The sequence below is a fragment of the Mesorhizobium sp. M4B.F.Ca.ET.203.01.1.1 genome (genome assembly GCF_004791025.1).
Classification (GTDB): Bacteria; Pseudomonadota; Alphaproteobacteria; order Rhizobiales; family Rhizobiaceae; genus Mesorhizobium; species Mesorhizobium abyssinicae.
On record NZ_SRUO01000001.1, the window covers coordinates 404027 to 427630 of the forward strand.

The following is a 23604-nucleotide window of genomic DNA, read 5'->3' on the forward strand; positions in this document are numbered from 1 at the left end:
CTGGCATTTCTTTTGCTTGCCAAGCGCGCGATGCCTATATGCAGGACCTTACCTGCCGGTAGATGCACAACTGCGTCTTTTCGGCAACAGGGCTCACAGGATTGTGAAGCAAAATCAATGGGGCCTCCGACCGGGGTCCGGATTGTGGAGAGCGCCATGAATGTCGGAGACGCCGCCGAGCGGTCCGGCTTGCCGGCCAAGACCATCCGCTACTACGAAGAGATCGGCCTGATCCGGCCGGCGCGGGCCGAGAACGGCTATCGCGACTATTCCGGTGACGATATCCACCGGCTGGCCTTCCTGCGCCGCGCCCGCAATCTCGGCTTCTCCATCGACGACTGCCGCCAGTTGATGGCGCTCTACAAGGACCGCGACCGCGCCAGCCACGACGTGCGCGAGATCGCCGCCGCCCATGTCAGGGCGATCGAGGAGAAGGTGCGCGAGCTGCAATCGATGCGCGCCACGCTGCAGACGCTGGTCCGCGCCTGCCACGGCGACCACCGGCCGGACTGCCCGATCCTGGACGACATGGCGGGCTTGACGGCGGACGGCGAGCACAGCAAGACGGCGAACTGATCGCCGCAGCCACGACAGGATCGCCCGCTGCGGCAAGGCGGTGAACCCGCGTCATTCCTTAGAGGGGAAGACGCGGGCCAGGTTGCCACCTGTTGCAATCACCAGCGGCGAATGCAACCGGACACAACCATTAACGATGGCTAATGTCTAGGGTGGACCGGCGCGACCCCTACAGCCGGCGCGATCAGTTCGCATTCATCGCAGCCGTTGCTTTAAGGGTCCCTGTTGGGTTCGACATGTATCCGCCGGGAAGGATGCGTCATTCATCCGGTGGAACGGGACAGGGCCGGTGAATTAGGCGCGAAGCTGCGCTCTCGCTTCCTGAGCGGCTTCGATAAGGAGGTCTAGGTCGTCTGTCCGCATCGGGGAGAAGGTCGAATCTTCGCCCGACTGTACGCTCATGCGGCACGTCCGTTCGCCATCATCTGACTGGTAGATTTTGAACGAGATCGTGAGCCATTGGGCCCTAACGTTGTACTGGGCGATGAGCTTGCGCGACCAGAACCGCCGCCAACCGTTTACCAGCGATTGAAAAAGCAAGACGACCCCCGTTTCCCCCGAGATTGGAAGCTATCGCCGGGCGCTTGGGGTTTGTCAAAGATACAATCGCCCCCATGAGGGCGATTGTATATTTAACAGACCCAATGCAGTCGAGGAATACAATCCGGACAGGCCGGCGCCTACATAGGACTCGCGAAATACGCAGTACGGAGTATGATTCGCCATGCGGGCGGGGAATGGTTTTCGCCCCCGCTCATGGTGTGAGGGAAACGATGGCGAAATCGCACCTAACGGCGTTCGACGCCGACATCATACGGACTACCTTCCTAAAGGAAGTCCACGAAAGCAAACTGCCAAAAAGCGAATGGCAGAACTTGGCCAGAAGGCTGGTCGAGGCCTACACCGGCCAACAGGAGGTCGATCCCCAATTGGTGGATTGGATCGTGCAGGGAGGCACTTAGGCCGGCTCTGCCTTTGCCAGCAGTCGCGACAGATGCAGTTCGTGAAGGTCCTGCATGCTTTCAAGAAGTTCGAGGAATTCAAACGCCTTGGCGGTGGGCATCTCTATCTGTTGCAGGTGGGCGATGCGCGCCCGTTGCAGGGCAAGATGGTGTCTGCCCAATTCTACATGCCCTCGCACCGTGCGGATGTCATCAGCAAGTGCCATCGGAGGAAACGGCCTAGCGGCAGAAGCGTTCCCGGCGACCCAGCCCCAAACCAGCGGATGAATGCGGCAAGCGGGAGTGACTATCCCGTGATTGGTCTGTGAAAAGCGGGTACGGAAGCGCTACCTACATTAGGAATCGCTCTGGTTGTGTTACCTTGCGGAACTCGAATCGAGGGTTGCCGATCCCCCTTGAAAACCGGCCACCCTATTTGTCAAAAGGATCAATGACTTAATGGCAAATTCATCCCGACTTCCGGCCACCCCGAAACAGCTTCCGCTTGACCTTGGAATTGAGGTTGAAAAGGACGTGAACGGCATCGAAATGGGCGTGCTTGAAAACGGCATGGCCTACCTCACACAACGCGGCCTTTCTGCCATCTGTGGCGCGGCCCGATCCACTATCCAGGAAATCACCAAGGAATGGGAAGACAACTTCGGCCTCGATCTTCAGCGCGGACGATCGCTCTATTTTTCCGAGTATCTGCGGCAAGCCGGCTACGACGAACCGACGCTTTACATGGAGATACAGCACAACGGGACCACCCATTACGCCTACCCTGAAGTCGTGTGCATGGCCTTCATTGAGTTCTTTGCGTTCGAAGCCCAAAGGACGAACGATACCGCTCTTCTGAACTTCCGCAAGCTTGCGCGGTATGGTCTCAATCAATTCATCTACGATGCCCTTGGGTACTCGCCGACCGACAAGTGGGTCTATTTCAATGACCGCGTGTCGATCCTTCAAGACAGCTCGCCGGATGGCTATTTCATCGTTTTCAAGGAAACCACCGGCATGGTGGTTGACCTCATACGGGCCGGTCTACCGGTTAACGACAAGACGATCCCAGATATCAGCGTGGGCAAGTGCTGGAGTAAACATTGGGAAGAAAGCGGCCTTAGCGGAGACCATGACGCGCGCATCAAGTTCGAACACAACTATCCAAGATACTATCCCCAGTCGGCCAGCAATCCGCAATTGCCGTGGGCCTATCCTGATAGTGCGCTAGGCGAATTCAGGCGCTGGTTTCGGCATGACTATCTGCCGACCAAGTACCCGGCCTATATCTTGAGAAAGGCGAACGTTCTGTCGGGTGGCATGGATCATGCCGAACAGATTGCGGCGCTTTACGAGCCAAAAAAGATCGCCGGCGGAAAGTAGGCGCTACTTCTCCGCCGCCTTTGGCTTGTCCTTGGGCGGCGGCGACTTCGCCACCTTCCTAATTGCCGCGTTCAACGGCTCTTCGGAATCGACCGTTTCGATTTCGCGCGCCAGTTTGCGGAACTTCTCTATTTGCGCCACTGACTCTTTAGCCTTTGCCATGATAAATCTCTCCATAAATGGCGCACACATACGTAGCATACATCGATGAGTCTGGCGACGACGGCCTAGATAAGCCGTTTCGCCAAGTCGGCAATGCTGGCGGCTCATCGAAATGGCTGATTATCTCTGCCTGCCTTTTTCGCCAGACGCACACCTTAGACGCGGTTCGCTGGCGTGACGAGATCAATGCAAAGATGCCGGAACGACAATCCCGAACATTGCACTTCGCCAAGCTACACCACGGGCAGAAGCTCGCAGCCGTGCAGACGATAGCCAGCAAACCATTGCGAGCGCTTAGCGTCGTCGCGGCCAAAGAGCCCATCCCGCCTGACATCTACGTCGAAAAGAACCAGCTCTATTTTTATATGACGCGCTACCTTATCGAGCGCCTATCCTGGCTCTGCCGCGATCACCGCCCGCAAGCGGCAGAAGGTGACGGCAGGGTTGCTATAACCTTCTCTCGCCGTGGCGGCATGCAGTACGACGAATTTCGCGCATACCTTGAGCGCCTGAAAGCCGACGAGTCTGGCGAAGTTCGCATCCATTGGCCCGTCATCGACATCGGCGCGGTCTCGGCGGCCGACCACAGCAAAAGCGCAAGCCTACAGCTTGCGGACGCAATCGCTTCCGCAATGGCGGCCGGATTTGAGCCAGATAGGTATGGGAATTGCGAACCGCGATACGCGGAAACGTTGAAGCCGATCACCTATCACCGAAAAAAGAACTATCTCAGCTATGGGGTTAAGATCGTGCCGCCGCATGATGAGTGCGGCCTAAATCAACAGCAACTAAAGATGGTCGAGATCTGGAAATGAAGGCGGCAGCCCCCCGGCCCATAATTGCGATTTCTCGCCTGCAATCTCTCGACTGCTTTGGGTGGTTCCGGCGCATGGCTGCCTGTAACCAATATGGCACCGTTCTCGTTCTGTTTCAAGGGTGTTTCACAGGAAAAGGTTTTGAAATCAAACTGTTACAGTAGTCGCTTTGCTGGGAAACGCGATAAGTCATTGAAAACGAGTCACTTTTGCCTGCGACGTTGGTATCGCCAAAGAGGCAATTCTAGTTGGACTGGCTTACGATGGTGATGCCTCCTAGCCTCAATAAGCTCTCCGATAGGTAAGGCGCTTGCCCTTGGCACCTTTCAAGGCAATGAGCGAACGAACGTTGTCGTCAATGCCCATGGCAACGCGGTTGCTGTAGCGGAAATCGAACTCCGCCAGATAGCGGTGCAGATGGTGTTCGGCGCAATGCTGATAGACGCCCTTCATGCCGCGCTTGAAGATCGAGAAATAGCCTTCAATCGTGTTGGTGTGGACGTTGCCGCGAACGTATTCGTCCTTGGAGTGCGTGACGAATTCGTGCGAGGCGAAATCCTGGCTGGCGCGGCGATAGATACCGCTCTCATCGGTCATCAATGCGCTTTCGCGGGCGATGTTGGCGCGGACGATAGGCATGACGTTACCCATGCGGGCAGTATCCACGTGGAAGGAACGTGCCTTGCCGCCACGCTCGACCAGCGTGACGACAGTGTTCTTGTGCGCGCTGCCGCCCTTCTTCACAGGCGTACCGGCGAGACGGCCAATGTAGGTCTCATCCACTTCAACGAACTTGCCAGCGCCACCCATGGGCGTGAAGTCATCCGAGCGCATGGCTTCGCGGATGCGATGGCACAGGAACCACGCCGTCTTGTAGGTGATTTCCAGAGCGCGGTGCAGCTGATGGGCCGAAACACCCTTCTTGCTGGCGCACATGGCATGCAAGGCCTGTAGCCAGATGTGCAGCGGAAGTTTGGACTCCTCGAAGATGGTGCCCATACGGACGGTGAACTTCTTGCGGCAATCCGAGCACTTGTAGAGGCCATGGATTTCGAGGCCGTGCGGGTGCTTCTTGGAAGGCTTCGTGCGACCGCCCTTCAAGGCATAGTGCTTTTCCATGGAGTCGCAATGAAAACAGACCGGACCCTGCGGCCATAGCATGCCCTCGACATGCTCAAATGCGGCGGCTTCGTCATGGAAGTAGGGGCGGGACAGGACGGACATAGCGATAACTCCTTGGATTCGTTATCGCATATCCGTTTGGGTCTGTCAAATATATAATCGCCCCCATGAGACGGGTTCAAACCGTGAACAAAATCTGGCATGGTGCCGGCCATGCCCATCATCTCACCGATTCCCCTTAACCCCTTGATCGACGGTCGCCAGTCGGAGCGCGCCATGCTGGTGCGACGCGGGGTGCAGCGGCTGCTTGCCGCAATGGGCGCGCATGTGCTGCCGGAACTGTCGCTCGCAACCGGCCGCCGCGCCGACCTCGTCGCACTGACCCGGCAGGGAGACATCTGGATCATCGAGATCAAATCCTCGATCGAGGATTTCCGCGTCGACCGCAAATGGCCGGACTATCGGCTGCATTCCGACCGCTTCTTCTTCGCCACCCATCCCGGTGTGCCCTCGGAGATCTTTCCGCAGGAATGCGGCTTCATCCTCTCCGACGGCTATGGCGCCGAGATCCTGCGCGAGGCGCCTGAGCACCGGATGGCGGCGGCGACGCGCAAGGCGCTGATGCTGCGGATCGCGCGGGCGGGCGCGGCGCGGCTTTTGGCGGCGGAGCTTGCCGGCGTTTCCGTGCCGGCGCTGGATGGCGAGAGCGAGTAGCGGCCGCTTACGCTTGCTATGAATTTCCACCGTTTGCGCCGCCCCTCATCTGCCTGCCGGCATCTTCTCCCCGTGAACGGGGAGAAGGGGCGTCGTCGCGCAGGATTTCGCCAATCACCAGCGCGGCGGGAGTTGAGCGCCGACGTGGTCCCAAGCCTCTTTCTCCCCGTTCACGGGGAGAAATGCCCGGCAGGGCAATGAGGGGCAGCGCGACGCTGGAAATTTCCCATCTGTTGGCGGGAGCCCGAAGCGCTATTCGATTTCCTCCTCCACACCCCCCGCCGGCGCCATGACCAGCACTGCCGCGCCGAGCAGCGCGGCGACCAGCGAGCCGGCGAGGATGCCGACCTTGACCGCGTCTTGCAGTGCTGCATCGCTGGCGAAGGCGAGCAGGCCTATGAACAGGCTCATGGTGAAGCCGATGCCGCACAGCAGCGATATGCCGATCATGTGCAGCCAGCCGGCATTGGCCGGCAAATCGGCGAGGCCAAGCCGGATGGCGAGCGCCGACGAGCCGAACACGCCGACCAGCTTGCCCAGCACCAGGCCGGCGGCGACGCCCAATGTCAGCGGCTCGACGAGGGCGGCCATGCTCAGGCCAGCGAGCGAGACGCCCGCATTGGCGAAGCCGAAGATCGGGATGACGATGAAAGGCACTAGTCTGTGCAGGCCGTGCTCCAGCCTGTGCAGCGGCGAATGTTCGATATCGTCGCCGATGCCGGCGGCGCGCTCGAGCGGGACGGTGAGCGCCAGCGCCACGCCGGCGAGCGTCGCGTGCACGCCAGATTTCAGCACCAGCACCCAGAGCACGGCGCCGAGCACGAGATAGGGGATCAGGTTCATCACCCGCATGCGGTTGAGCGCGACGAGCGCGGCAATGACCGCGAAGGCGGCGCCGAGATAAGCGAGCGAAAGACCGCTTGTGTAGAACAACGCAATGATGATGACGGCGCCGAGATCGTCGATGATGGCGAGCGCGGTGAGGAAGATTTTCAGCGAGGCCGGCACGCGGTTGCCGAGCAGCGAGAGCACGCCGAGCGCGAAGGCGATGTCGGTGGCTGTCGGGATCGCCCAGCCGGAGAGCGCGGCCGGATTGTCGCGGTTGATCAAGACATAGACCAGTGCCGGCACCACCATGCCGCCGGCAGCCGCGATACCAGGCAGCACGCGGCGCGGCCAGGTCGAGAGCTGACCGTCCAGCATCTCGCGTTTGATCTCCAGGCCGACCAGCAGAAAGAACACCGCCATCAGCCCGTCATTGATCCAGTGCGAGACGCTGAGCGGCCCGAGATAGGCGTGGAGGAGGGCGAAATAGGATCCGGCGAGCGGCGAGTTGGCGACGATGAGGGCAAGCGCCGCCGCCGCCATCAGGATGATGCCGCCGGCCGCCTCGCCGTCGAGGAATTCGCGCAGGATGGATTTCGGCCGCTGCTCCAAATCCTGCACGTCGCCCTCCCTAATGCACTGTCCACCGCGCGATGATGCGCAAACTTCAAGGACCGGGCAAGCATCGATCCGGCAAACGGTTCGGCTTCAAAGCCCCATCTCCTTTCCGAACGCCGGCGCTGCCCCTCATCGCCCTGCCGGGCACTTCTCCCCGTATAGAGACGGGGAGAAGGGGCTGGCCGCAGCCTCGGCGCCCATTCTGCAACGCCGAAGATTGGCGAAATCGGGGATGAGAGCGCCCCTCTCCCCGTCACTATACGGGGAGAGGATGCCGGCAGGCAGGTGAGGGGCGGCACCAACTTTCGAGAATTGGCAGCCTGCACCAAAAGTTGGAAACTCCGGAGCTGTTGCCCTGGCTCTGTCCGGGACTCCCAGTCACCGTGGCGCGCGCTTGGCGAGGATCCGCTGCAGGGTGCGGCGGTGCATGTTCAGCCGGCGCGCGGTTTCCGAGACGTTGCGGTCGCACATTTCGTAGACGCGCTGGATGTGCTCCCAGCGCACGCGGTCGGCCGACATCGGATTTTCCGGCGGCGCGGCGCGTTCGCCGGAGGTGCGGGTGAGCGCGGCGAAGACGTCGTCGGCGTCGGCCGGCTTGGAAAGATAGTCGATGGCGCCAAGCTTCACGGCGGTCACCGCGGTGGCGATGTTGCCGTAGCCGGTGAGGATGACGGCGCGGGCGTCGTCGCGCTTCTCGCGGATGGCGGCGATGACGTCGAGGCCGTTGCCGTCGCCGAGCCGCATGTCGACCACGGCGTAGGCCGGCGGATGGGCGCGCGCCTTGGCCACCGCCTCCTCGACGCTGTCGGCGGTATCGACCGCGAAGCCCCTGGTTTCCATGGCGCGGGCAAGCCGGGTCAGGAACGGCTTGTCGTCGTCGACGATGAGCAGCGAGGTGTCCTCGCCCTCAACCATTGCGCCAGTCGTTTCGTCTCCACTCATGGTGTCCAGAATTCCTGCTGACTTAAGCTTACGCAGATACAGTTCCGCGCCACTATTGTCCAATTTTTCGCGCCTGCAACGGGCACCGATGAGGCCACGATGCAGGTTAAAGCCGGGTTTCAGGCGGTATCGAACATGCTGGAGGACGATTCGGGGTTGAGAAAGACGCCGCGCGGCCAGGATATCTGCACCACCGCACCCTCGCCCAGCCCGCTCGAATTGCGGAAATCAAGCGTCGCGCCGGAGCGCTCCAGCAAGGTCTTGGCGATGAACAGGCCAAGGCCGAGGCCGCCGCCGGCCTCGGTGCCCTGGCGCGTCGACATATAGGGCTCGCCGATGCGGTCGATGATCTCCGGCGGGAAGCCCGGCCCATCGTCGGTAATCGAGAAGACGACGTCGGCGTCGTCCCAGCTCCAGCTGACGGTGACGGTCTTGCGGGCGAAATCGACGGCGTTCTCGACAAGGTTGCCCAGGCCGTAGATGACGCCGGGGTTGCGCCGCCCGACCGGCTCGGGGCCGATGCGCTCGCCCGGCCGCAGCTTGATCGAGATGCCGAAATCGCGATGCGGCGCAGTCACCTCTTCGACCAGCGAGGTCAGCGGCAGGCGCGACAGATGCGCTTCGCCTTCGGACGAAAGGCTGGTTAGCCGCTTCAGGATCTCGCGGCAGCGCTCGCTCTGCGAGCGCAGCAGTTTCACGTCCTCGCCGAATTTCTGATCCTTGCCGAGCGCCTTCTCCATCTCCTTGGCGACCAGCGTGATGGTGGCGAGCGGCGTGCCGAGCTCGTGCGCAGCGGCGGCGGCGAGCCCGTCCAGCGCCGACAGATGCTGCTCGCGCTGCAGCACCAGCTCGGTGGCGGCGAGCGCGTTGGCGAGCAGGCGCGCCTCCTCGGCGACACGGAAGGCGTAGATGGCGGTGAAGGCGATCGAGGAAAACACCGCCATCCACATGCCGGCGACGTAGATGAAGGGCATTTCCAGCGGCGCGCCGTCATACCAGGGCAGCGGCTGGTGGAAGAAGACCAGCAGCGTGGCCGTCACCATGACCAGCGCGCCCAGCACCGCGGTGAGGCGCAGCGGCAGCGACGCCGCCGAGATGACGACGGGCACGGACAGCAGCACCGAGAACGGATTGGTGAGACCGCCGGTCATGTAGAGCAGGCCGGCAAGCTGCAGACTGTCGAAGGTCAGGATGACGAAGGCCGAGAGCGGGGTGAGCCGATGCGCCGCCGGATAGCGAAAGGTCAGCCACAGGTTCATCCACGCCGAACAGGCGATCAGCGCGAAGCACATGCTGACCGACAACGGGAATTTCAGCCCGTAGGCGACGACAAGCACCGTCAGGCTCTGGCCGACGATGGCCAGCCAGCGCAGCCGGATCAGCGTGTTGAGGCGCAGCCGCTGGCTTTGCTGGAAGTGTGGTGAGCGCAGGATGTTGATCATCGGCTTACGATTATAGCCGCAGGAGGGTAAGCGCTAGTGGCGCCAATCGGCAACGCGTGTCGTCAACCAGGAGGCCCGTCAAAGCTTCTGCCAAGACTAGGTACCGCGCGGCTTGGCGCGGCTGGTGGCGGCGGCGGCGAGCGGGTTCTCCGGCCAGACATGACGGGGGTAGCGGCCGCGCATGTCGGTGCGCACATCGGCCCAGGAGCCGCGCCAGAAGCCCGGCAGGTCGCGCGTCGTCTGGATCGGCCGGTGCGCCGGCGACAGCAGCTCGAGCGTCAGCGGCACGGTTCCATTGGCGATCGCCGGGTGCTTGTCGAGGCCGAACAGTTCCTGCACGCGCACCGCCAGCACCGGCCATTCGCCGTCATAGCGGATCGGCACGTGGCTGCCCGACGGCGCATCGAAATGGGTCGGCGCCAGCGCGTCGACCTTGCGCTGCAGATCGTGCGGCACCAATGACGTGAGGCCCGCCGACAGGGCGCCGGAATTGATCGCGGCAAAGGACGCCGCGCCCGTCAGAAACGGCAGCAGCCAGTCGTCGAGACGGTCGAGAAGGGCGGCGTCGGACACATCGGGCCAAGGCGCGCCGAGGCCGCGATTGAGCCAGCCGAGGCGCTGGCGCAGCGTCTCCGCCTCCTTGCCCCAGTCGAGCAGCGACAGGCCATGCTCGCGCAGGGCATCGAGGATCGCGCGATCCGCGTCGGCGCCGGACGGCGCCGGCAGCATGCGTTCGGCCAGCGTGATGGCGCCGAGCCGGGCCGTCTCGCGCACGCGCACGGCGCGCCGGTCGCGGTCGAAGCTCGTCTCGCGGCGGGTCTCGATACTATCGGCTAACGCGGCGCGGATGTCGGCCTCGTCGACCGCAGCGGCGGCGGTGATGCGGGCATTCTGCGCCTTGCCCTGCAAATCGGCGACGACCAGCCAGGTTTCGCCGGCCAGCGGATCGGCGGCGTCGAGCATGGCGCCCGAGCCGTTGGCCAGCACGAAGCGGCCGCGCTCGCCGCGCGCTCGCGCCACCCGATCCGGCCAGGCATGGATGAGGAGCGCGCCGGCGGAAGCCGGTTCGCTGCTCCTTCCTCCGCCGGCCTGCCTTGCCAGCCGTTCGGCAAGCTGGCGGGCCGAGACGGAACGCGGCGACTTCTCGGTGCGAAAGCGCATCAGACGGCGTTCGAGATCGGCGCCGTCGCCGCCGAGCCCGCGCTCGGTAAGCAGCACGGCAAGGGTGGCCGCCGCCGGCGCATGGCCGGTTGCGGCGGCTTCGGCGACCATATGGGCAAGCCGCACCGGCAGCGCGAGCTTGCGCATGGCGGCACCGGCGTCGGTGAGACGCCCGGCGTCGTCGATGGCATGCAGGGCGACCAGCAGGGCCCTCGCTTCGTTGAGTGCCGGAACCGGTGGCGGATCGAGGAAGGACAGGCTCGTGGGATCGGCGACGCCGAAGGCTGCGCAGTCGAGCAGCAGGCCGGAAAGATCGGCCTCGAGGATTTCAGGCGGGGTGAAGGCGGGAAGTGCTGCCGTCTGCTCGGCCCGCCACAGCCGGATGGCCACGCCTGCTTGCGTGCGCCCGGCGCGGCCGGCTCGCTGGTCGGCCGAGGCCCGGCTGACGCGCACCGTCTCCAGTCTGGTCAGGCCGCTGGCCGGCTCATAGCGCGGCAGCCGCGACAGGCCGGAATCGATAATGACGCGCACGCCGTCGATGGTGATCGAAGTCTCGGCGATCGACGTCGCCAGCACCACCTTGCGGCGGCCCGGCGGCGACGGCCTGATCGCGGCGTCCTGCGTCTTGTTGTCGAGCTGGCCATAGAGCGGCACGATGTCGGTGTCGGCAGCGACGCGGTCCCGCAGCCGCTCCGCGGTGCGCTCGATCTCGCGCTGGCCGGGCAGGAAGGCAAGCAGGCTGCCGCTCTCGTCGGCAAGCGCCGAGCGGATCGCCCTGGCCATGGCATCCTCGATCGCGATGCCCGGCGCCCGCTCGTGATAGCGGATGTCGACCGGGAAGGCGCGGCCCTCGCTCTCGATCACCGGCGCGCCGGACAACAGTCTCGCGACGCGCGCGCCGTCGAGCGTCGCCGACATGACCAGCAATCGCAGGTCCGGTCGCAGCGCGCCCTGCACGTCGAGCGCCAGCGCCAGGCCGAAATCGCCGTCCAGCGAACGCTCGTGGAATTCGTCGAAGATGACCGCAGAGACGCCCGGCAGTTCCGGGTCGTCGAGGATCATGCGCGCGAGAACACCCTCGGTGACGACGAGGATTTTCGTCCGCGCCGAGGTGCGGTTCTCCATGCGCATCGCGTAGCCGACCGTTCCGCCGGGCTCCTCGGCGAGCAGCTCGGCCATGCGGCGGGCGGCGGCGCGGGCGGCGAGCCGGCGCGGCTCGAGCAGGACGATCCTGCCGGCGCCGAGCCACGGCGCGTCGAGCAGCGCCAGCGGCACCAGCGTCGTCTTGCCGGCACCGGGCGGCGCTACCAGCACGGCGCTGCTCTTTGTCGCCAGCGCTTCCCCGAGCGCCGGCAGCACGGCTGAGACCGGAAGCTCCGGCAAAGGGTTTGTCCTCATCGCGCCCGCATATCAGCGCCCATGGCCGGCGCGCAACAACGCGCTGCCGGCGCCTCAAAGCCTGGTGCGCGAAAACGGGTTCCAGCGCACCGTGCCCAGCCGCACCTCCTCACGCACCATTGTGAGCAGGCCGGATGCGCCGACGACGGCGAGACCGGTGAGCGTCAGCACGTCGGGATCACCGCCCGCCGACCCATTTCCCAACGATTTCAAGCCTCGGGCGCTCCATGTTGCAACGCAGCAACGAATTCGCTTGCGTTGTTTAGTAAAACGAGCATTACTAAACAAATTACTAAACATCGCCGGCGCTGGAGCGTGGCCAAGTTTAGGCCCCGGAGGAGAGGGGTTGAGGGCTCTTGAAACCGTCATCCGGACGTGTTTCGCAAATGGGAGGAAGGCATGAAATCGACCATGAAACTGACGTTGGGTCTGGCCTCGGCGATGCTTGCGTCGACCGCCGTCTCGAACGTCGCGCATGCGGAAGACCTGACGCTTTGCTGGGCCGCCTGGGACCCGGCCAACGCACTCGTGGAACTGTCCAAGGACTTCACCAAGGAAACCGGCATCGGCATGAAATTTGAGTTCGTGCCGTGGACCAATTACGCCGACCGCTTCCTCAACGAACTCAACTCGCACGGCAAGCTCTGCGACCTGATCATCGGCGACAGCCAGTGGATCGGCGGCTCGGCCGAGAACGGCCACTACGTCAAGCTGAACGACTTCTTCGACAAGGAGAAGATCAGCATGGACGACTTCGTGCCGGCGACCGTGGTCGGCTATTCGGAATGGCCGAAGAACACGCCGAACTACTGGGCCTTGCCGGCAATGGGCGACGTCGTCGGCTGGACCTACCGCAAGGACTGGTTCTCCAAGCCGGAACTGCAGAAGGAATTCAAGGAGAAATACGGCTGGGATCTCGGTCCGCCGGCGACCTTCGACCAGCTCAAGCAGATCGCCGAGTTCTTCCAGAAGCGTGAGATCGACGGTAAGACCGTCTATGGCGCCTCGATCTACACCGAGCGCGGTTCCGAAGGCATCACCATGGGTGCTATGGATGTGCTCTACAGTTTCGGCTTCCAGTACGAGAACCCGAAGAAGCCCTACGAGATGGAAGGCTTCGTCAACTCCGAGAAATCGGTGAAAGGGCTGGAGTTCTACAAGGCGCTCTATGATTGCTGCACCCCGCCCGGCGCCTCCAACAGCTATATGGGCGAAGGCGTCGATGCCTTCAAATCCGGCCAGGTGGCGATGCACATGAACTTCGCCTTCACCTGGCCCGGCCTGCAGAAGGACGAGAATGTCGGCGGCGACAAGATCGGCTACTTCGCCAATCCCAAGGGCCCGGACGGCGACCAGTTCGCCCAGCTCGGCGGCCAGGGCATCTCCGTGGTCTCCTATTCCGACAAGCAGGAATCGGCGCTGAAATACATCAAGTGGTTCGCCAACAAGGACGTTCAGGCCAAGTGGTGGTCGCTGGGCGGCTTTTCCTGCCTGAACGCCGTGGTCAAGGATCCCAAGTTCCCGGCCAGCCAGCCTTACGCACAGACCTTCCTCGACTCGATGGCCATCGTGAAGGATTTCTGGGCCGAGCCAAGCTACGCGCCGCTGCTGCAGGCCTCGCAGAAGCGCTTCCATGACTATGTCGTGGCCGGCCAGGGTTCGGCCAAGGACGCGCTCGACGGACTGGTCAAGGACTGGACGCAGGTCTTCCAGGACGACGGCAAGATGTAAGGCTCCTCCCGAGCTTGACCCCAGAGCCGGATGATTTCGGGTCGAATAGACCTGAAATCATCCGCTCCGGACCAAAGAGTGGGTGAGCATGATGTCGTCCGAAAACCGCTTCACACTTTTCGGCATCATGCTCGTGGTCCCGTGCCGCCCTTGGCACGGGACGCAGTTCAGATAAATTCCATCGTCGAGACATCCAAGTGACCGAAGCAGGACTCACCATGCTCAATCGGACTGCGGACAACGTTGCCCGGGCCACGCCGGAGCCGTTGGCCCGCCGGGTCCGGGGCATCAGCGACAAGGGCCTCGCCTGGCTGTTCATCTCGCCGACGATCCTGCTGCTGCTCGCCATCAACATCTTCCCGCTGTTCTGGGCGATCTATCTGTCGTTCACCAACTTCCGGGCCAACCGCCCCAATGAGGTGGTGAAGAACCTCGGCCTGGCCAACTACAAGCGCATCCTGACCGACCAGGACATCTGGATCGCGATGCAGACGACGGCGCATTTCGTCTTCTGGACGATCCTTTTGCAGACAGTGATCGGCTTCACGCTGGCCTGGCTGATCGACCGCAAATTCCGCGGCCATGCCTTCTGGACGACCATCATCCTGGTGCCGATGATGCTGTCGCCGGCGGTGGTCGGCAATTTCTGGCGCTTCCTCTACGAACCGCAGATCGGCCTGTTCTCCTATGTCATCTCCTTCGTCACCGGCATCCCGCCGACGAATGTGCAGATGCTGTCGAATGTCGACCTCGCGCCGTGGTCGATCATCATCGTCGACACCTGGATGTGGACGCCTTACGTGATGCTGATCTGCCTCGCCGGGCTGCGCTCCATCCCCGAATACATCTACGAGGCGGCCGAGGTCGACCGCGCCTCCAACTGGCGGCAGTTCTGGTCGATCACCCTGCCGATGGCGCTGCCCTTCATCATGCTGGCGGTGCTGTTCCGCGGCATCGAGAACTTCAAGATGTTCGACATGGTCAATCTCCTGACCGGCGGCGGGCCGGGCTCGACCACCGAGGTCGCGTCGATCACGCTGAAGCGGCAGGCCTTCGAGAGCTGGCGCACCGGCTATTCCTCGGCCTTCGCCATCATCCTTTTCGTCGCCGTGTTCGGCCTCGCCAACATCTACGTCAAGGCGCTCAACAAGGTGAAGCAGAGATGAGCCTGACATCAGCCCATTCCGTCGTCGCGCCCTCGGCGAATTCGAAGCTGGTCGCCGGCACGATCATCGTCGCTTATGCGCTGATCTCGATCGTGCCGCTGCTGTGGATCTTCGCCACCAGCTTCAAGACGCCGCCGGATTCGATCGCCTATCCGCCGAAGATCGTGTTCCAGCCGAGCATCGAGGGCTATTGCAACCTGTTCACGACGCGCACCCGGCAGACGCCGGAATACATCAACTCGCTCGGACCGGCGACCGGCTTCTGCGACGAGACTGTGCGCAAGCGCAACATGGTGATCGCCGGCCCGTCCAACTTCCTGCCGCGCTTCGTCAATTCGCTGATCATCGCCTTCGGCTCGACCTTCTGCGCGGTGTTCCTTGGCACGCTGTCGGCCTACGGCTTCTCGCGCTTCAAGGTGCCTTTAGCCGACGACCTTCTGTTCTTCATCCTGTCGACGCGCTTCATGCCGCCGATCGCGGTCGCCATCCCGATCTACCTGATGTACCGCGAGCTCGGCCTCTCCGACACCGCGCTCGGCATGATCCTCCTCTACACGGCGGTCAACGTCTCGCTCGCGGTGTGGCTGCTCAAGGGCTTCATCGACGAGATCCCGCGCGAATACGAGGAAGCGGCGATGATCGACGGCTATACCAGGCTGCAGGCTTTCTGGCGCACGGTGCTGCCGCAAGCGACCACCGGCATCGCCGCGACCGCCATCTTCTGCCTGATCTTCGCCTGGAACGAGTACGCGTTCGCGGCGCTGCTGACCTCCGGCTCCGCCCAGACCGCGCCGCCCTTCATCCCGACCATCATCGGCGAAGGCGGCCAGGACTGGCCGGCGGTGGCGGCGGGTACGACGATCTTCCTGGTGCCGATCCTGGTCTTCACCATCCTGCTCCGCAAGCAATTGCTGCGCGGCATCACCTTCGGCGCGGTGCGCAAATGATTGATGTGGGAATAAGTCGACCCCCGCTCCGTCGAGCTTCGCTCGACACCTCTCCCCCGATCGACGGGGGAGAGGAAGGGCGCGAACTTCATTCAGTGAGGCTCCCTTCCTCTCCCTCCGGAGGGGGGAGAGGTGGCGCTGCGAAGCAGCGACGGAGTGGGGGAACCACCTGGCAACCATCTCTCCCCTTGCACGGGGAGAACGACGGGAGGAACGCATGAGCCGCACTGTTGTCTCCAAGCGCTCCTCATGGCCCCGCTGGGCGCGGCGCGGCATGCTGGAGAATATCGCCACGGCGATCATCGCCATCGGCTTCCTGATGTTGTTCCAGCCCTTCGCGCTGTCGCTCTACACCTATTCCTTCATCACCATGCTTGCAGGCACCTTGATGTTCATCATCGTCTCGAAATTCCCGGAGTAGGACGATGGCCGAAATCCGCGTCCAAAATCTCAGGAAAGCCTTCGGCGATTTCGTCGCCGTGCAGGATTCCAACTTCGTCGTCGAGGACGGCGAGTTCTTCGTCATGCTGGGGCCGTCCGGCTGCGGCAAGACCACGACCTTGCGCATGATCGCCGGGCTGGAGTTGCCGACCGGCGGCAAGATCCTGCTCGGCGGCGAGGACGTCACCATGCGCCGGGCGCGGGAGCGCGACATCGCCTTCGTCTTCCAGCTGTTCGCGCTCTACCCGCACATGAATGTGCGCAAGAACATCGGCTTCCCGCTCTTGGCGCAAGGCATGCCGTCGGCCGAGATCCGCCAGCGGGTGGAGGAGACGGCGAAGCTGCTTCGCATCGATCATTTGCTCAACAAATCGGTCTCCGGCCTTGCCGGCGGCGACCGCCAGCGCGTCGCGCTCGGGCGCGCCATCGTGCGGCGGCCGAAATGTTTCCTGATGGACGAGCCGCTCGGCACCCTCGATACCGAGTTCCGCGATCTGATGGTGCATGAACTGCGCGAGCTGCACAGCCGCATCCACGCCACCACTGTCTACGTCACGCACGACCAGATGGAAGCGATGTCGATGGCCGACAAGATCGCCGTCATGAACCACGGCATCATCGAGCAGTTCGGAACCCCGCGCGAGATCTACGACCGCCCGGCGACGATGTACGTCGCCGAGTTCATCGGCTCGCCGCCGATGAATTTCCTCAGGTTCGGCGGCGGACTTGCCAAGGGCGCGAAGGAGATTCTCGTGCAGGGCGCCAAGGTCACCGTGCCGGAGGTGCGCGAGGACATCGCACCCGCCGACATGGCGCTGGGCATCCGTCCCGAGCACATCCGCTTTGACGACGCCTCGAAATTGCGCGGCGCCATCTACGGCACCGAATATCTCGGTACCACGCAGATCGTGGCGGTGGAGACGGCGGACGGCATCATCAAGGCGCGGGTGCCGGCCGAGATCCGGCTCAATTCGGGCGAGCCGGTCGGCCTGTCGCTCAGCAGCGCCAGGCTGTCGCTGTTCGAGAAGGGCTCCGGCCGCGCGGTGAAGACCGCCATGTATGACAAGGCAGCGGAGGCGCGCCATGGCTGACGTGCACATCAAGGGCGTGAGCAAGAGTTTTGGCGAGACCGTCGCCGTCGACAATCTCGACCTGCAGATCAAGGACGGCGAGTTCGTCGTGCTGCTCGGCCCGACCGGCGCCGGCAAGACGACGACGCTCAGGCTGGTCGCCGGGCTGGAGCGGCCGGACAGCGGCACGATCCACATCGCTGGCCGCGACGCCACGGTGCTGTCTCCGGCCGAGCGCGACACGGCCTTCGTCTTCCAGCAATATTCGCTCTATCCGCACCTCTCGGTCTTCGACAACCTCGCCTTCCCGCTGCGCTCGCCGGCCCGCAAGCTCAGCGAGGACGCGGTGCGACGCCGCGTCGAGGAGGTGGCGAGGCTGGTGCGCATCCACCACAAGCTCGACAACCGCTCGACCAAGCTCTCCGGCGGCGAGATGCAGCGCGTCGCTATCGGCCGGGCGCTGGTGCGCAAGCCGTCCATCTATCTGATGGACGAGCCGCTGTCTTCGCTCGACGCCAAGCTGCGCGCGGATCTCAGGCTCGAGCTGAAGCGCATCCAGTCCGAACTCGGCGCCACCATGCTCTATGTCACGCACGACCAGATCGAGGCGATGACCATGGCCGACCGCATCGGCATCCTCTCGGAAGGAGAGTTGGTGCAGATCGGCACGCCGCGTGCCATCTACTCCGAGCCGGCAAACCTTCATGTCGCCGCCCGCCTCGGCCAGCCGGCGATCAACCTTCTGCCTGCAGGGCTGCTGCCGGATGGCGGCGCGCCAACCGGTACCAGGACGATCGGCGCCCGCACCGAACACCTGTCGATCGAGAAGGCGGCGAACGGCCATGGCGACGGCGTCGTCGACTGGGTCGAGCATCTCGGCGACCAAAACCATCTGCATGTGACGGTCGGGCCGAAGAAACTGGTCACGCTGACCGATCCCGACACGCCGCTCGAGAGGGGAGATCTGGTGACGATCCGCTATCGCATGCCGCTTTATTTCGGTTCGGACGGACAGCGGCTGACGTAGCTGGCTCGATCGCAACATTCGCCAAACACCTATTGACGACCGCAGATACGGACTGGACGAAATCCATGAAGCACTTTTTCAACCGCAAGGACTCGATCGTCACCGAAGCGCTGGACGGCTTTCTCGCCACCGCGGGCTCCGGCACGCTGGCGCGCCTCGACGGCTATCCGGAGATCAAGGTCGTGCTGCGCGCCGACTGGGACAAGACCAAGGTCAGCGTGGTTTCCGGCGGCGGCGCCGGGCATGAGCCGTCGCATGCCGGCTTCGTCGGCGCCGGCATGCTGACGGCGGCAGTCTCCGGCGAGGTCTTCGCCTCGCCGAGCGTCGAGGCGGTGCTGGCGGCGATCCGCGCCATGACCGGCCCGGCCGGCTGCCTGCTGATCGTCAAGAACTACACCGGCGACCGGCTCAATTTCGGCCTCGCCGCCGAGAAGGCGCGCGTCGAAGGCTTTGCGGTCGAGATGGTGATCGTCGGCGACGACATCGCGCTGCCCGACATCGCGCAGCCACGCGGCGTCGCCGGCACGCTGTTCGTCCACAAGATAGCCGGGCATCTTTCCGAAACCGGCCGTGACCTGGTGTCGGTAGCGGCGGCAGCGCGGGCGGCGGCAAAGGACATTTTTTCGCTCGGCATCTCGCTCTCCTCCTGCTCGATCCCCGGACAGGCGCATGAAGACCGCTTCGGCGCCGAAGACGGCGAGCTCGGCCTCGGCATCCATGGCGAGCCGGGCGTCGAGCGCATCGCCTTGCAGAGCGCCAGCTCACTCGTCGCCATCATGGCCGAGCGCCTCGCCGCGCGGCTCGATGCCGGCAGCCGCTACGCGCTCCTGATCAACAATCTCGGATCGGTGCCGCCGCTCGAAATGTCGCTGATCGCCAATGCGGTGCTCGCCTCGCCGCTGGCGAAGGCGGTGACGCTGACGATCGGTCCCGGCCATCTGATGACCGCGCTCAACATGAACGGCTTCTCGCTGTCGCTGATCAGGCTGGATGCCGAACGCGAGGCGGCGCTGCTGGCGCCGGTCGGTCCGCATGCCTGGCTGCCGGCGAAGCCGGTCCGCCAGCCGCTCGTCGTGGCGGCGGCCAAGCCGGCGGTTCACGCCACCGCGAAGGCGCCGAGTCGCGACGCCGCCGCGGAGCGGTTGATCACCGTCGTTTGTGAGAAGCTGATCTCGCTGGAGGAGCCCTTGAACGGGCTAGACGCCAAGGCCGGCGACGGCGATACCGGGTCGACGGTGGCGACCGGCGCGCGCAGCGTGCTCGAGCGTCTCGACACGCTGCCGCTTGCCGACCGGGCGGCAACGCTGGCGGCAATTGGCGATACGCTGGGGACCGCGATGGGCGGTTCGAGCGGTGTGCTTTTGTCGATCTTCTTCACCGCAGCGGCGCAGACTTTGGGTTTTGGCGCGACTCTGCCCAAGGCGCTGCTCGCCGGCCTCGACCGGATGACCTTCTACGGCGGCGCCAAGGTCGGCGACCGCACCATGGTCGATGCGCTGGAGCCGGCGCTCAAGGCGCTCGATACGGGCGGGCTGGAAGCAGCCGCGACGGCCGCGCGGCATGGCGCGGAGGCCACGGCCGCGATGCGCAAGGCCAAGGCCGGACGCTCCGCCTATATCGGCCGGCAGCTTGACGGCGTCGCCGATCCCGGTGCCTTTGCTGTAGCGGAAGTGTTCGCGGCCGTTGCCGCCATGTTCGCCCCGGCTTGAAGGACAGGCAATGGCCGCATCCGATTTCTCCAGCTTGATCGCGGCGGCGGCGGACACGATCGCGGCGCATGCCGAAGAACTAACCGCGCTCGACCAGGCGATCGGCGACGGCGACCATGGCCTCAACATGAAGCGCGGTTTTGAGGCCGTGCGCGCCGAGGCGGACGCTTTCGCAGCAAAGCCGCTGCCCGACGCGTTGAAGGCGGTCGGCACCAAGCTGGTGATGACGGTCGGTGGCGCCTCCGGCCCCTTGTTCGGCACGCTGTTCATGGCGCTGGGCAAGGAATTGCCGGCGGCGCCGGACCGCGACGGGCTGACGGCGGCTCTGGGCAAGGCGATCGAGGCGGTTGCGGCGCGCGGCAAATCGCAGCCGGGACAAAAAACCATGCTCGACGTGCTGCAGCCGGTGTATGAGGCGCTGGCGCAAGGCAGGACCGGCAAGGAGATCGCCAATGCCGCCGACAAGGCGGCGGACGCCACGGTGCCGATGAAGGCGTTGCGCGGGCGGGCCTCCTTCCTGGGCGACCGCTCGATCGGGCATATGGACGCCGGGGCGCGCTCGACCGCGCTGCTGGTGCGCGCAATCGCTGAAGCCGTCGAGGACCACCAATGAGCAATGTCGGTATCGTCATCGTGTCGCATTCGCCGCTGGTCGCCGAGGGCACAGCCGACATGGTGCGCCAGATGGTGGGTGACGAAGTGCCGCTTGCATGGTGCGGCGGAAACGGCCATGGCGGGCTCGGCACCAGCGTCGAGGCGATCATGGGCGCGATCGAAAAGGCATGGTCGGAGGCAGGCGTCGCCATCCTCGTCGATCTCGGCGGCGCCGAGACTAACTCAGAGATGGCGGTCGAGATGATCGGCGAGCCGCGCTCGCATAAGATCGTGGTCTGCAACGCGCCGATCGTCGAGGGCGCGGTGATGGCGGCGACGGAAGCGTCCGGCGGCGCCTCGCTCAAGGAAGTGGTGGCGACGGCGCATGAATTGTCGCCGTCGTGAATGAACGGGAACCGACTGAATGTCCGCATCCGCCGAAGCCACCGTCCTGATCACCCACACCGTGGGTCTGCACGCGCGCCCTTCGGTGAAGTTCACCAAGCTCGCCAAATCGTTCGCGGCCGAGGTCGAGGTTGCCGTCGCCGCCAACGGCCCCTGGTTCGACGCCAAGAGCATCGTCAAGGTGATGGCGGCCAAGGCGCCTAAGGGAACGCTGCTGCACATCCGGGCCAAGGGCGACCGCGCGAGCGAGGCGGTCGACGCGCTGGTCGACCTGGTGCAGCGCGATTTCGACGAGGATGCGGACCATGCCCGGTCCGCTTGAGACCGACTTGCATGTCCGTCCGGCCGCAAGGAATGCGGACGATGCGCATTGAGGGTATCCCGGCTTCCGCCGGCTATGCCGAAGGGCCGCTGTTCGATCTCGACCGGCCGCCTGCCGCCTACACAAGCAAGTCGAGCGCGGCGGAGGAGATTGCGGCGCTGGAGACCGCGATCGGCAAGGCGGTAAGCCGGCTCAGCGCAATGATCGAAACCGCCGACGGCGATGCCGCCGACATCCTGGAATTCCATATCGCCATGCTGCAGGACGATGCGCTGAGCGCGCCGGCCTTCGCCTCGATCGGCGCCGACCAGGCCGCCGATGTCGCATGGCGGGCGGCGCTCGACGCCGAAATCGCCGGCTACGACGCGTCAGACCAGGACTATTTCCGCGCACGCGCCGCTGATCTGCGCGACATACGCGACCAGGTCTTGCGTGCGCTGAGCGAGGACGGCGAACCCACGGCACCCCTCGGCGCCATCTTCCATGGCGAGGACGTCGCGCCGACGCGCTTCCTCGAAATCGACTGGAGCGCCGGTGGCGGCATCGCGCTCAGGGCCGGCAGCACCGCCAGCCATGTCGCCATGCTGGCGCGTGCGCGCGGCGTGCCAATGGTGGTCGGGCTCGGCACCTTCCCGGGCAGCCTCGCAGGCATGGCGTTGCTCGATGCCGAGCATGGCGGGATGGTGCTCTCGCCCTCACCGGCCGAGATCGACGCCTTCCGGCAATCATCGTCCGCCTTCGCCGCGCGCCAGGGCGCGGCGCAGTCTTTCCTGACCCGGCCGGCGGTGACCAAGGCGGGCACCGCCGTGCGCGTGCAGGTCAACATCGCCAACCCTTCCGATGTCGACGGCATCGACATCTCGACCTGCGACGGCGTCGGGCTGATGCGGACGGAGTTCCTGTTCGGCAAGACGCTTCCCGACGAGGAGACGCAGTATAATGCCTACCGCAAGGTGCTGGAATGGGCAGGCGACAAGCCGGTGACCATCCGCACCGTCGACGCCGGCGGCGACAAGCCGCTTGCCGGCTTCACCGTCGAGGAGACCAACCCTTTTCTCGGCCTGCGCGGCATCCGGCTGTCGCTCAAGCGGCGCGACATTTTCCGGGTGCAGATCAGGGCATTGCTGCGCGCCGCCATCCACGGCAATCTGAAGGTCATGTTTCCGATGATCGCCACGCCCGAGGAATACAGCCAGGCCGCCGCGCTGTTCGCAGAGGAGCAAGCCGGGCTTGCCGCGCGCGGCGTCGCGCACACGATGCCGCCGCTCGGCATCATGGTCGAGGTGCCTTCTGTGGCGATTGCGCCGGAAGCTTTCGCAAACGTCGCCTTCTTCTCGATCGGCTCCAACGACCTGACGCAATATGTGATGGCGGCGGCCCGAGACAATGCCGCCGTCACCTACCTCAACTCGGTTCGGCATCCGGCGGTTCTTAGGTTGATGGAAGCGGTGGTGCGCTTCGGACGCGAGACGGAGATCCCGGTCAGCCTGTGCGGTGATGCCGGCGGCGATCCGGCCGCCATCCCGGCGCTGCTCGAAACCGGCCTGCGCGACCTCTCGGTCGCCCCAGCCCAACTCGCAATGGCGAAAGCGGCCATTGCGGAAGTCCCGGTCTAGGCGCGGCATGGCCGAGGCGGAGAAGATACCCGAAGCCGGCTCGGAAGAGGCGATCCGCGCCTACAAGACGATCCTGTCGCACGTCATCGACCAGCGGCCGTCCGGCATGCGCCAGCGGCTGGCGGACGCGCTCGGCAAGCATCGCAGCTTCGTCACCCAGATCTCCAGCCCGGCCTATTCGATCCCGATCCCGTCAAAGCATCTGCCTTCGATCTTTTCCGTCTGCCATTTCAGCCCTGCCGAGCGCGACCAGTTCCTCGCCGCCTATCACCAGGCACATCCGGGCAAGATGTCGGCGGCCTCCGGCCTGCGCAAGACGCGCCATGTCTCGCTCATCGTGCCGGATTTCGGCGACGACAAACAGAATGCGGCGCTCGACCGGGCGATCAACGACTTCATCCAGAAGATCACCAGCATCGCCGGCAAGGGCAGCGGCTAACCAGGCAATTCCAGGAAAAGCAGCGGTTTTCCGTTCGG

The 23604-nt window shown here is 64.3% G+C and carries 23 protein-coding genes and 1 pseudogene; 16 read left to right on the forward strand and 8 right to left on the reverse strand.

Features of this window, described 5'->3' with window-relative positions; translation table 11 throughout:
* The first annotated feature begins 156 nt into the window (after positions 1-156).
* Entirely contained in the window at positions 157-576 is a 420-nt protein-coding gene (cueR, locus tag EN846_RS01880) for a Cu(I)-responsive transcriptional regulator (protein WP_127391407.1), read from the forward strand.
* Between the two features lie 958 nt (positions 577-1534).
* Here the strand turns inward: cueR and EN846_RS01885 are convergent.
* On the reverse strand, positions 1535-1744 hold the full coding sequence (locus EN846_RS01885; RefSeq protein ID WP_127391405.1) for a hypothetical protein: 210 nt from the start codon (positions 1742-1744) through the stop codon (positions 1535-1537).
* 232 nt (positions 1745-1976) lie between these two features.
* Between EN846_RS01885 and EN846_RS01890 the strand changes: the two genes are divergently transcribed.
* The gene (locus EN846_RS01890; protein ID WP_127391404.1) at positions 1977-2900 is read left to right on the forward strand and encodes a hypothetical protein; all 924 of its coding nucleotides are present in this window, start codon (positions 1977-1979) and stop codon (positions 2898-2900) included.
* A gap of 3 nt (positions 2901-2903) precedes the next feature.
* Here EN846_RS01890 and EN846_RS34960 read toward each other — a convergent pair whose 3' ends face one another.
* Positions 2904-3062, reverse strand: a complete 159-nt coding sequence (locus tag EN846_RS34960) for a hypothetical protein (protein WP_189379710.1) — start codon at positions 3060-3062, stop codon at positions 2904-2906.
* 17 nt (positions 3063-3079) lie between these two features.
* Here EN846_RS34960 and EN846_RS01895 point away from each other — a divergent pair, with 17 nt between their 5' ends.
* Complete coding sequence (locus tag EN846_RS01895) at positions 3080-3877, forward strand: DUF3800 domain-containing protein (RefSeq protein ID WP_127391403.1); 798 nt, start codon at positions 3080-3082, stop codon at positions 3875-3877.
* Positions 3878-4159: 282 nt separating this feature from the next.
* Here the strand turns inward: EN846_RS01895 and EN846_RS01900 are convergent, their stop codons facing one another.
* Positions 4160-5101 carry an IS1595 family transposase gene (locus EN846_RS01900; protein ID WP_128346580.1) on the reverse strand — a complete coding sequence of 314 codons (942 nt, stop codon included), beginning with the start codon at positions 5099-5101 and terminating at the stop codon, positions 4160-4162.
* Positions 5102-5212: 111 nt separating this feature from the next.
* Here EN846_RS01900 and EN846_RS01905 point away from each other — a divergent pair, with 111 nt between their 5' ends.
* Positions 5213-5713, forward strand: coding sequence for an MmcB family DNA repair protein (locus EN846_RS01905; protein ID WP_187331495.1), 501 nt, complete (start codon positions 5213-5215; stop codon positions 5711-5713).
* A gap of 252 nt (positions 5714-5965) precedes the next feature.
* Here EN846_RS01905 and nhaA read toward each other — a convergent pair whose 3' ends face one another.
* The 5 genes and pseudogenes from nhaA to EN846_RS01935 all read right to left on the reverse strand — a co-directional run.
* On the reverse strand, positions 5966-7159 hold the full coding sequence (nhaA, locus tag EN846_RS01910) for a Na+/H+ antiporter NhaA (protein ID WP_127311438.1): 1194 nt from the start codon (positions 7157-7159) through the stop codon (positions 5966-5968).
* A 375-nt stretch (positions 7160-7534) separates the two neighbouring features.
* Positions 7535-8098, reverse strand: coding sequence for an ActR/PrrA/RegA family redox response regulator transcription factor (locus tag EN846_RS01920; RefSeq protein WP_127283968.1), 564 nt, complete (start codon positions 8096-8098; stop codon positions 7535-7537).
* A 119-nt stretch (positions 8099-8217) separates the two neighbouring features.
* Entirely contained in the window at positions 8218-9540 is a 1323-nt protein-coding gene (locus tag EN846_RS01925; RefSeq protein ID WP_127394108.1) for an ActS/PrrB/RegB family redox-sensitive histidine kinase, read from the reverse strand.
* A 96-nt stretch (positions 9541-9636) separates the two neighbouring features.
* A complete protein-coding gene (gene hrpB / locus EN846_RS01930; RefSeq protein ID WP_135898893.1) occupies positions 9637-12099 on the reverse strand; it encodes an ATP-dependent helicase HrpB in 2463 nt (820 codons plus the stop codon).
* 54 nt (positions 12100-12153) lie between these two features.
* Positions 12154-12276 (reverse strand): annotated as a pseudogene (locus EN846_RS01935) (EamA/RhaT family transporter); the annotation flags it as partial.
* A 222-nt stretch (positions 12277-12498) separates the two neighbouring features.
* On the opposite strand from EN846_RS01935, the gene EN846_RS01940 reads away from it, so the two are divergent.
* The 12 genes from EN846_RS01940 (at position 12499) to EN846_RS01995 (ending at position 23566) form a co-directional block, all read left to right on the forward strand.
* The gene (locus EN846_RS01940) at positions 12499-13830 is read left to right on the forward strand and encodes an ABC transporter substrate-binding protein (RefSeq protein ID WP_127311667.1); all 1332 of its coding nucleotides are present in this window, start codon (positions 12499-12501) and stop codon (positions 13828-13830) included.
* 218 nt (positions 13831-14048) lie between these two features.
* A complete protein-coding gene (locus EN846_RS01945; protein ID WP_127393862.1) occupies positions 14049-14996 on the forward strand; it encodes a sugar ABC transporter permease in 948 nt (315 codons plus the stop codon).
* Complete coding sequence (locus tag EN846_RS01950) at positions 14993-15943, forward strand: carbohydrate ABC transporter permease (protein ID WP_127286270.1); 951 nt, start codon at positions 14993-14995, stop codon at positions 15941-15943. The genes EN846_RS01945 and EN846_RS01950 overlap by 4 nt, the downstream gene beginning before the upstream one ends.
* 217 nt (positions 15944-16160) lie before the next feature.
* Positions 16161-16364, forward strand: a complete 204-nt coding sequence (locus tag EN846_RS01955; protein WP_127311618.1) for a hypothetical protein — start codon at positions 16161-16163, stop codon at positions 16362-16364.
* 4 nt (positions 16365-16368) lie between these two features.
* Complete coding sequence (locus EN846_RS01960) at positions 16369-17475, forward strand: ABC transporter ATP-binding protein (RefSeq protein ID WP_127286268.1); 1107 nt, start codon at positions 16369-16371, stop codon at positions 17473-17475.
* The gene (locus EN846_RS01965; protein ID WP_127393950.1) at positions 17468-18481 is read left to right on the forward strand and encodes an ABC transporter ATP-binding protein; all 1014 of its coding nucleotides are present in this window, start codon (positions 17468-17470) and stop codon (positions 18479-18481) included. The genes EN846_RS01960 and EN846_RS01965 overlap by 8 nt, the downstream gene beginning before the upstream one ends.
* A gap of 65 nt (positions 18482-18546) precedes the next feature.
* Complete coding sequence (locus EN846_RS01970) at positions 18547-20190, forward strand: dihydroxyacetone kinase subunit DhaK (RefSeq protein ID WP_135898895.1); 1644 nt, start codon at positions 18547-18549, stop codon at positions 20188-20190.
* Positions 20191-20200: 10 nt separating this feature from the next.
* Positions 20201-20803, forward strand: coding sequence for a dihydroxyacetone kinase subunit DhaL (gene dhaL, locus EN846_RS01975; protein ID WP_127287339.1), 603 nt, complete (start codon positions 20201-20203; stop codon positions 20801-20803).
* Positions 20800-21189 carry a dihydroxyacetone kinase phosphoryl donor subunit DhaM gene (gene dhaM / locus EN846_RS01980; RefSeq protein WP_127287338.1) on the forward strand — a complete coding sequence of 130 codons (390 nt, stop codon included), beginning with the start codon at positions 20800-20802 and terminating at the stop codon, positions 21187-21189. The genes dhaL and dhaM overlap by 4 nt, the downstream gene beginning before the upstream one ends.
* 19 nt (positions 21190-21208) lie before the next feature.
* The gene (locus EN846_RS01985) at positions 21209-21511 is read left to right on the forward strand and encodes an HPr family phosphocarrier protein (RefSeq protein WP_127287337.1); all 303 of its coding nucleotides are present in this window, start codon (positions 21209-21211) and stop codon (positions 21509-21511) included.
* A gap of 41 nt (positions 21512-21552) precedes the next feature.
* Entirely contained in the window at positions 21553-23127 is a 1575-nt protein-coding gene (ptsP, locus tag EN846_RS01990; RefSeq protein ID WP_189379769.1) for a phosphoenolpyruvate--protein phosphotransferase, read from the forward strand.
* Between the two features lie 7 nt (positions 23128-23134).
* A complete protein-coding gene (locus tag EN846_RS01995; protein ID WP_127284758.1) occupies positions 23135-23566 on the forward strand; it encodes a hypothetical protein in 432 nt (143 codons plus the stop codon).
* Positions 23567-23604: the final 38 nt, after the last annotated feature.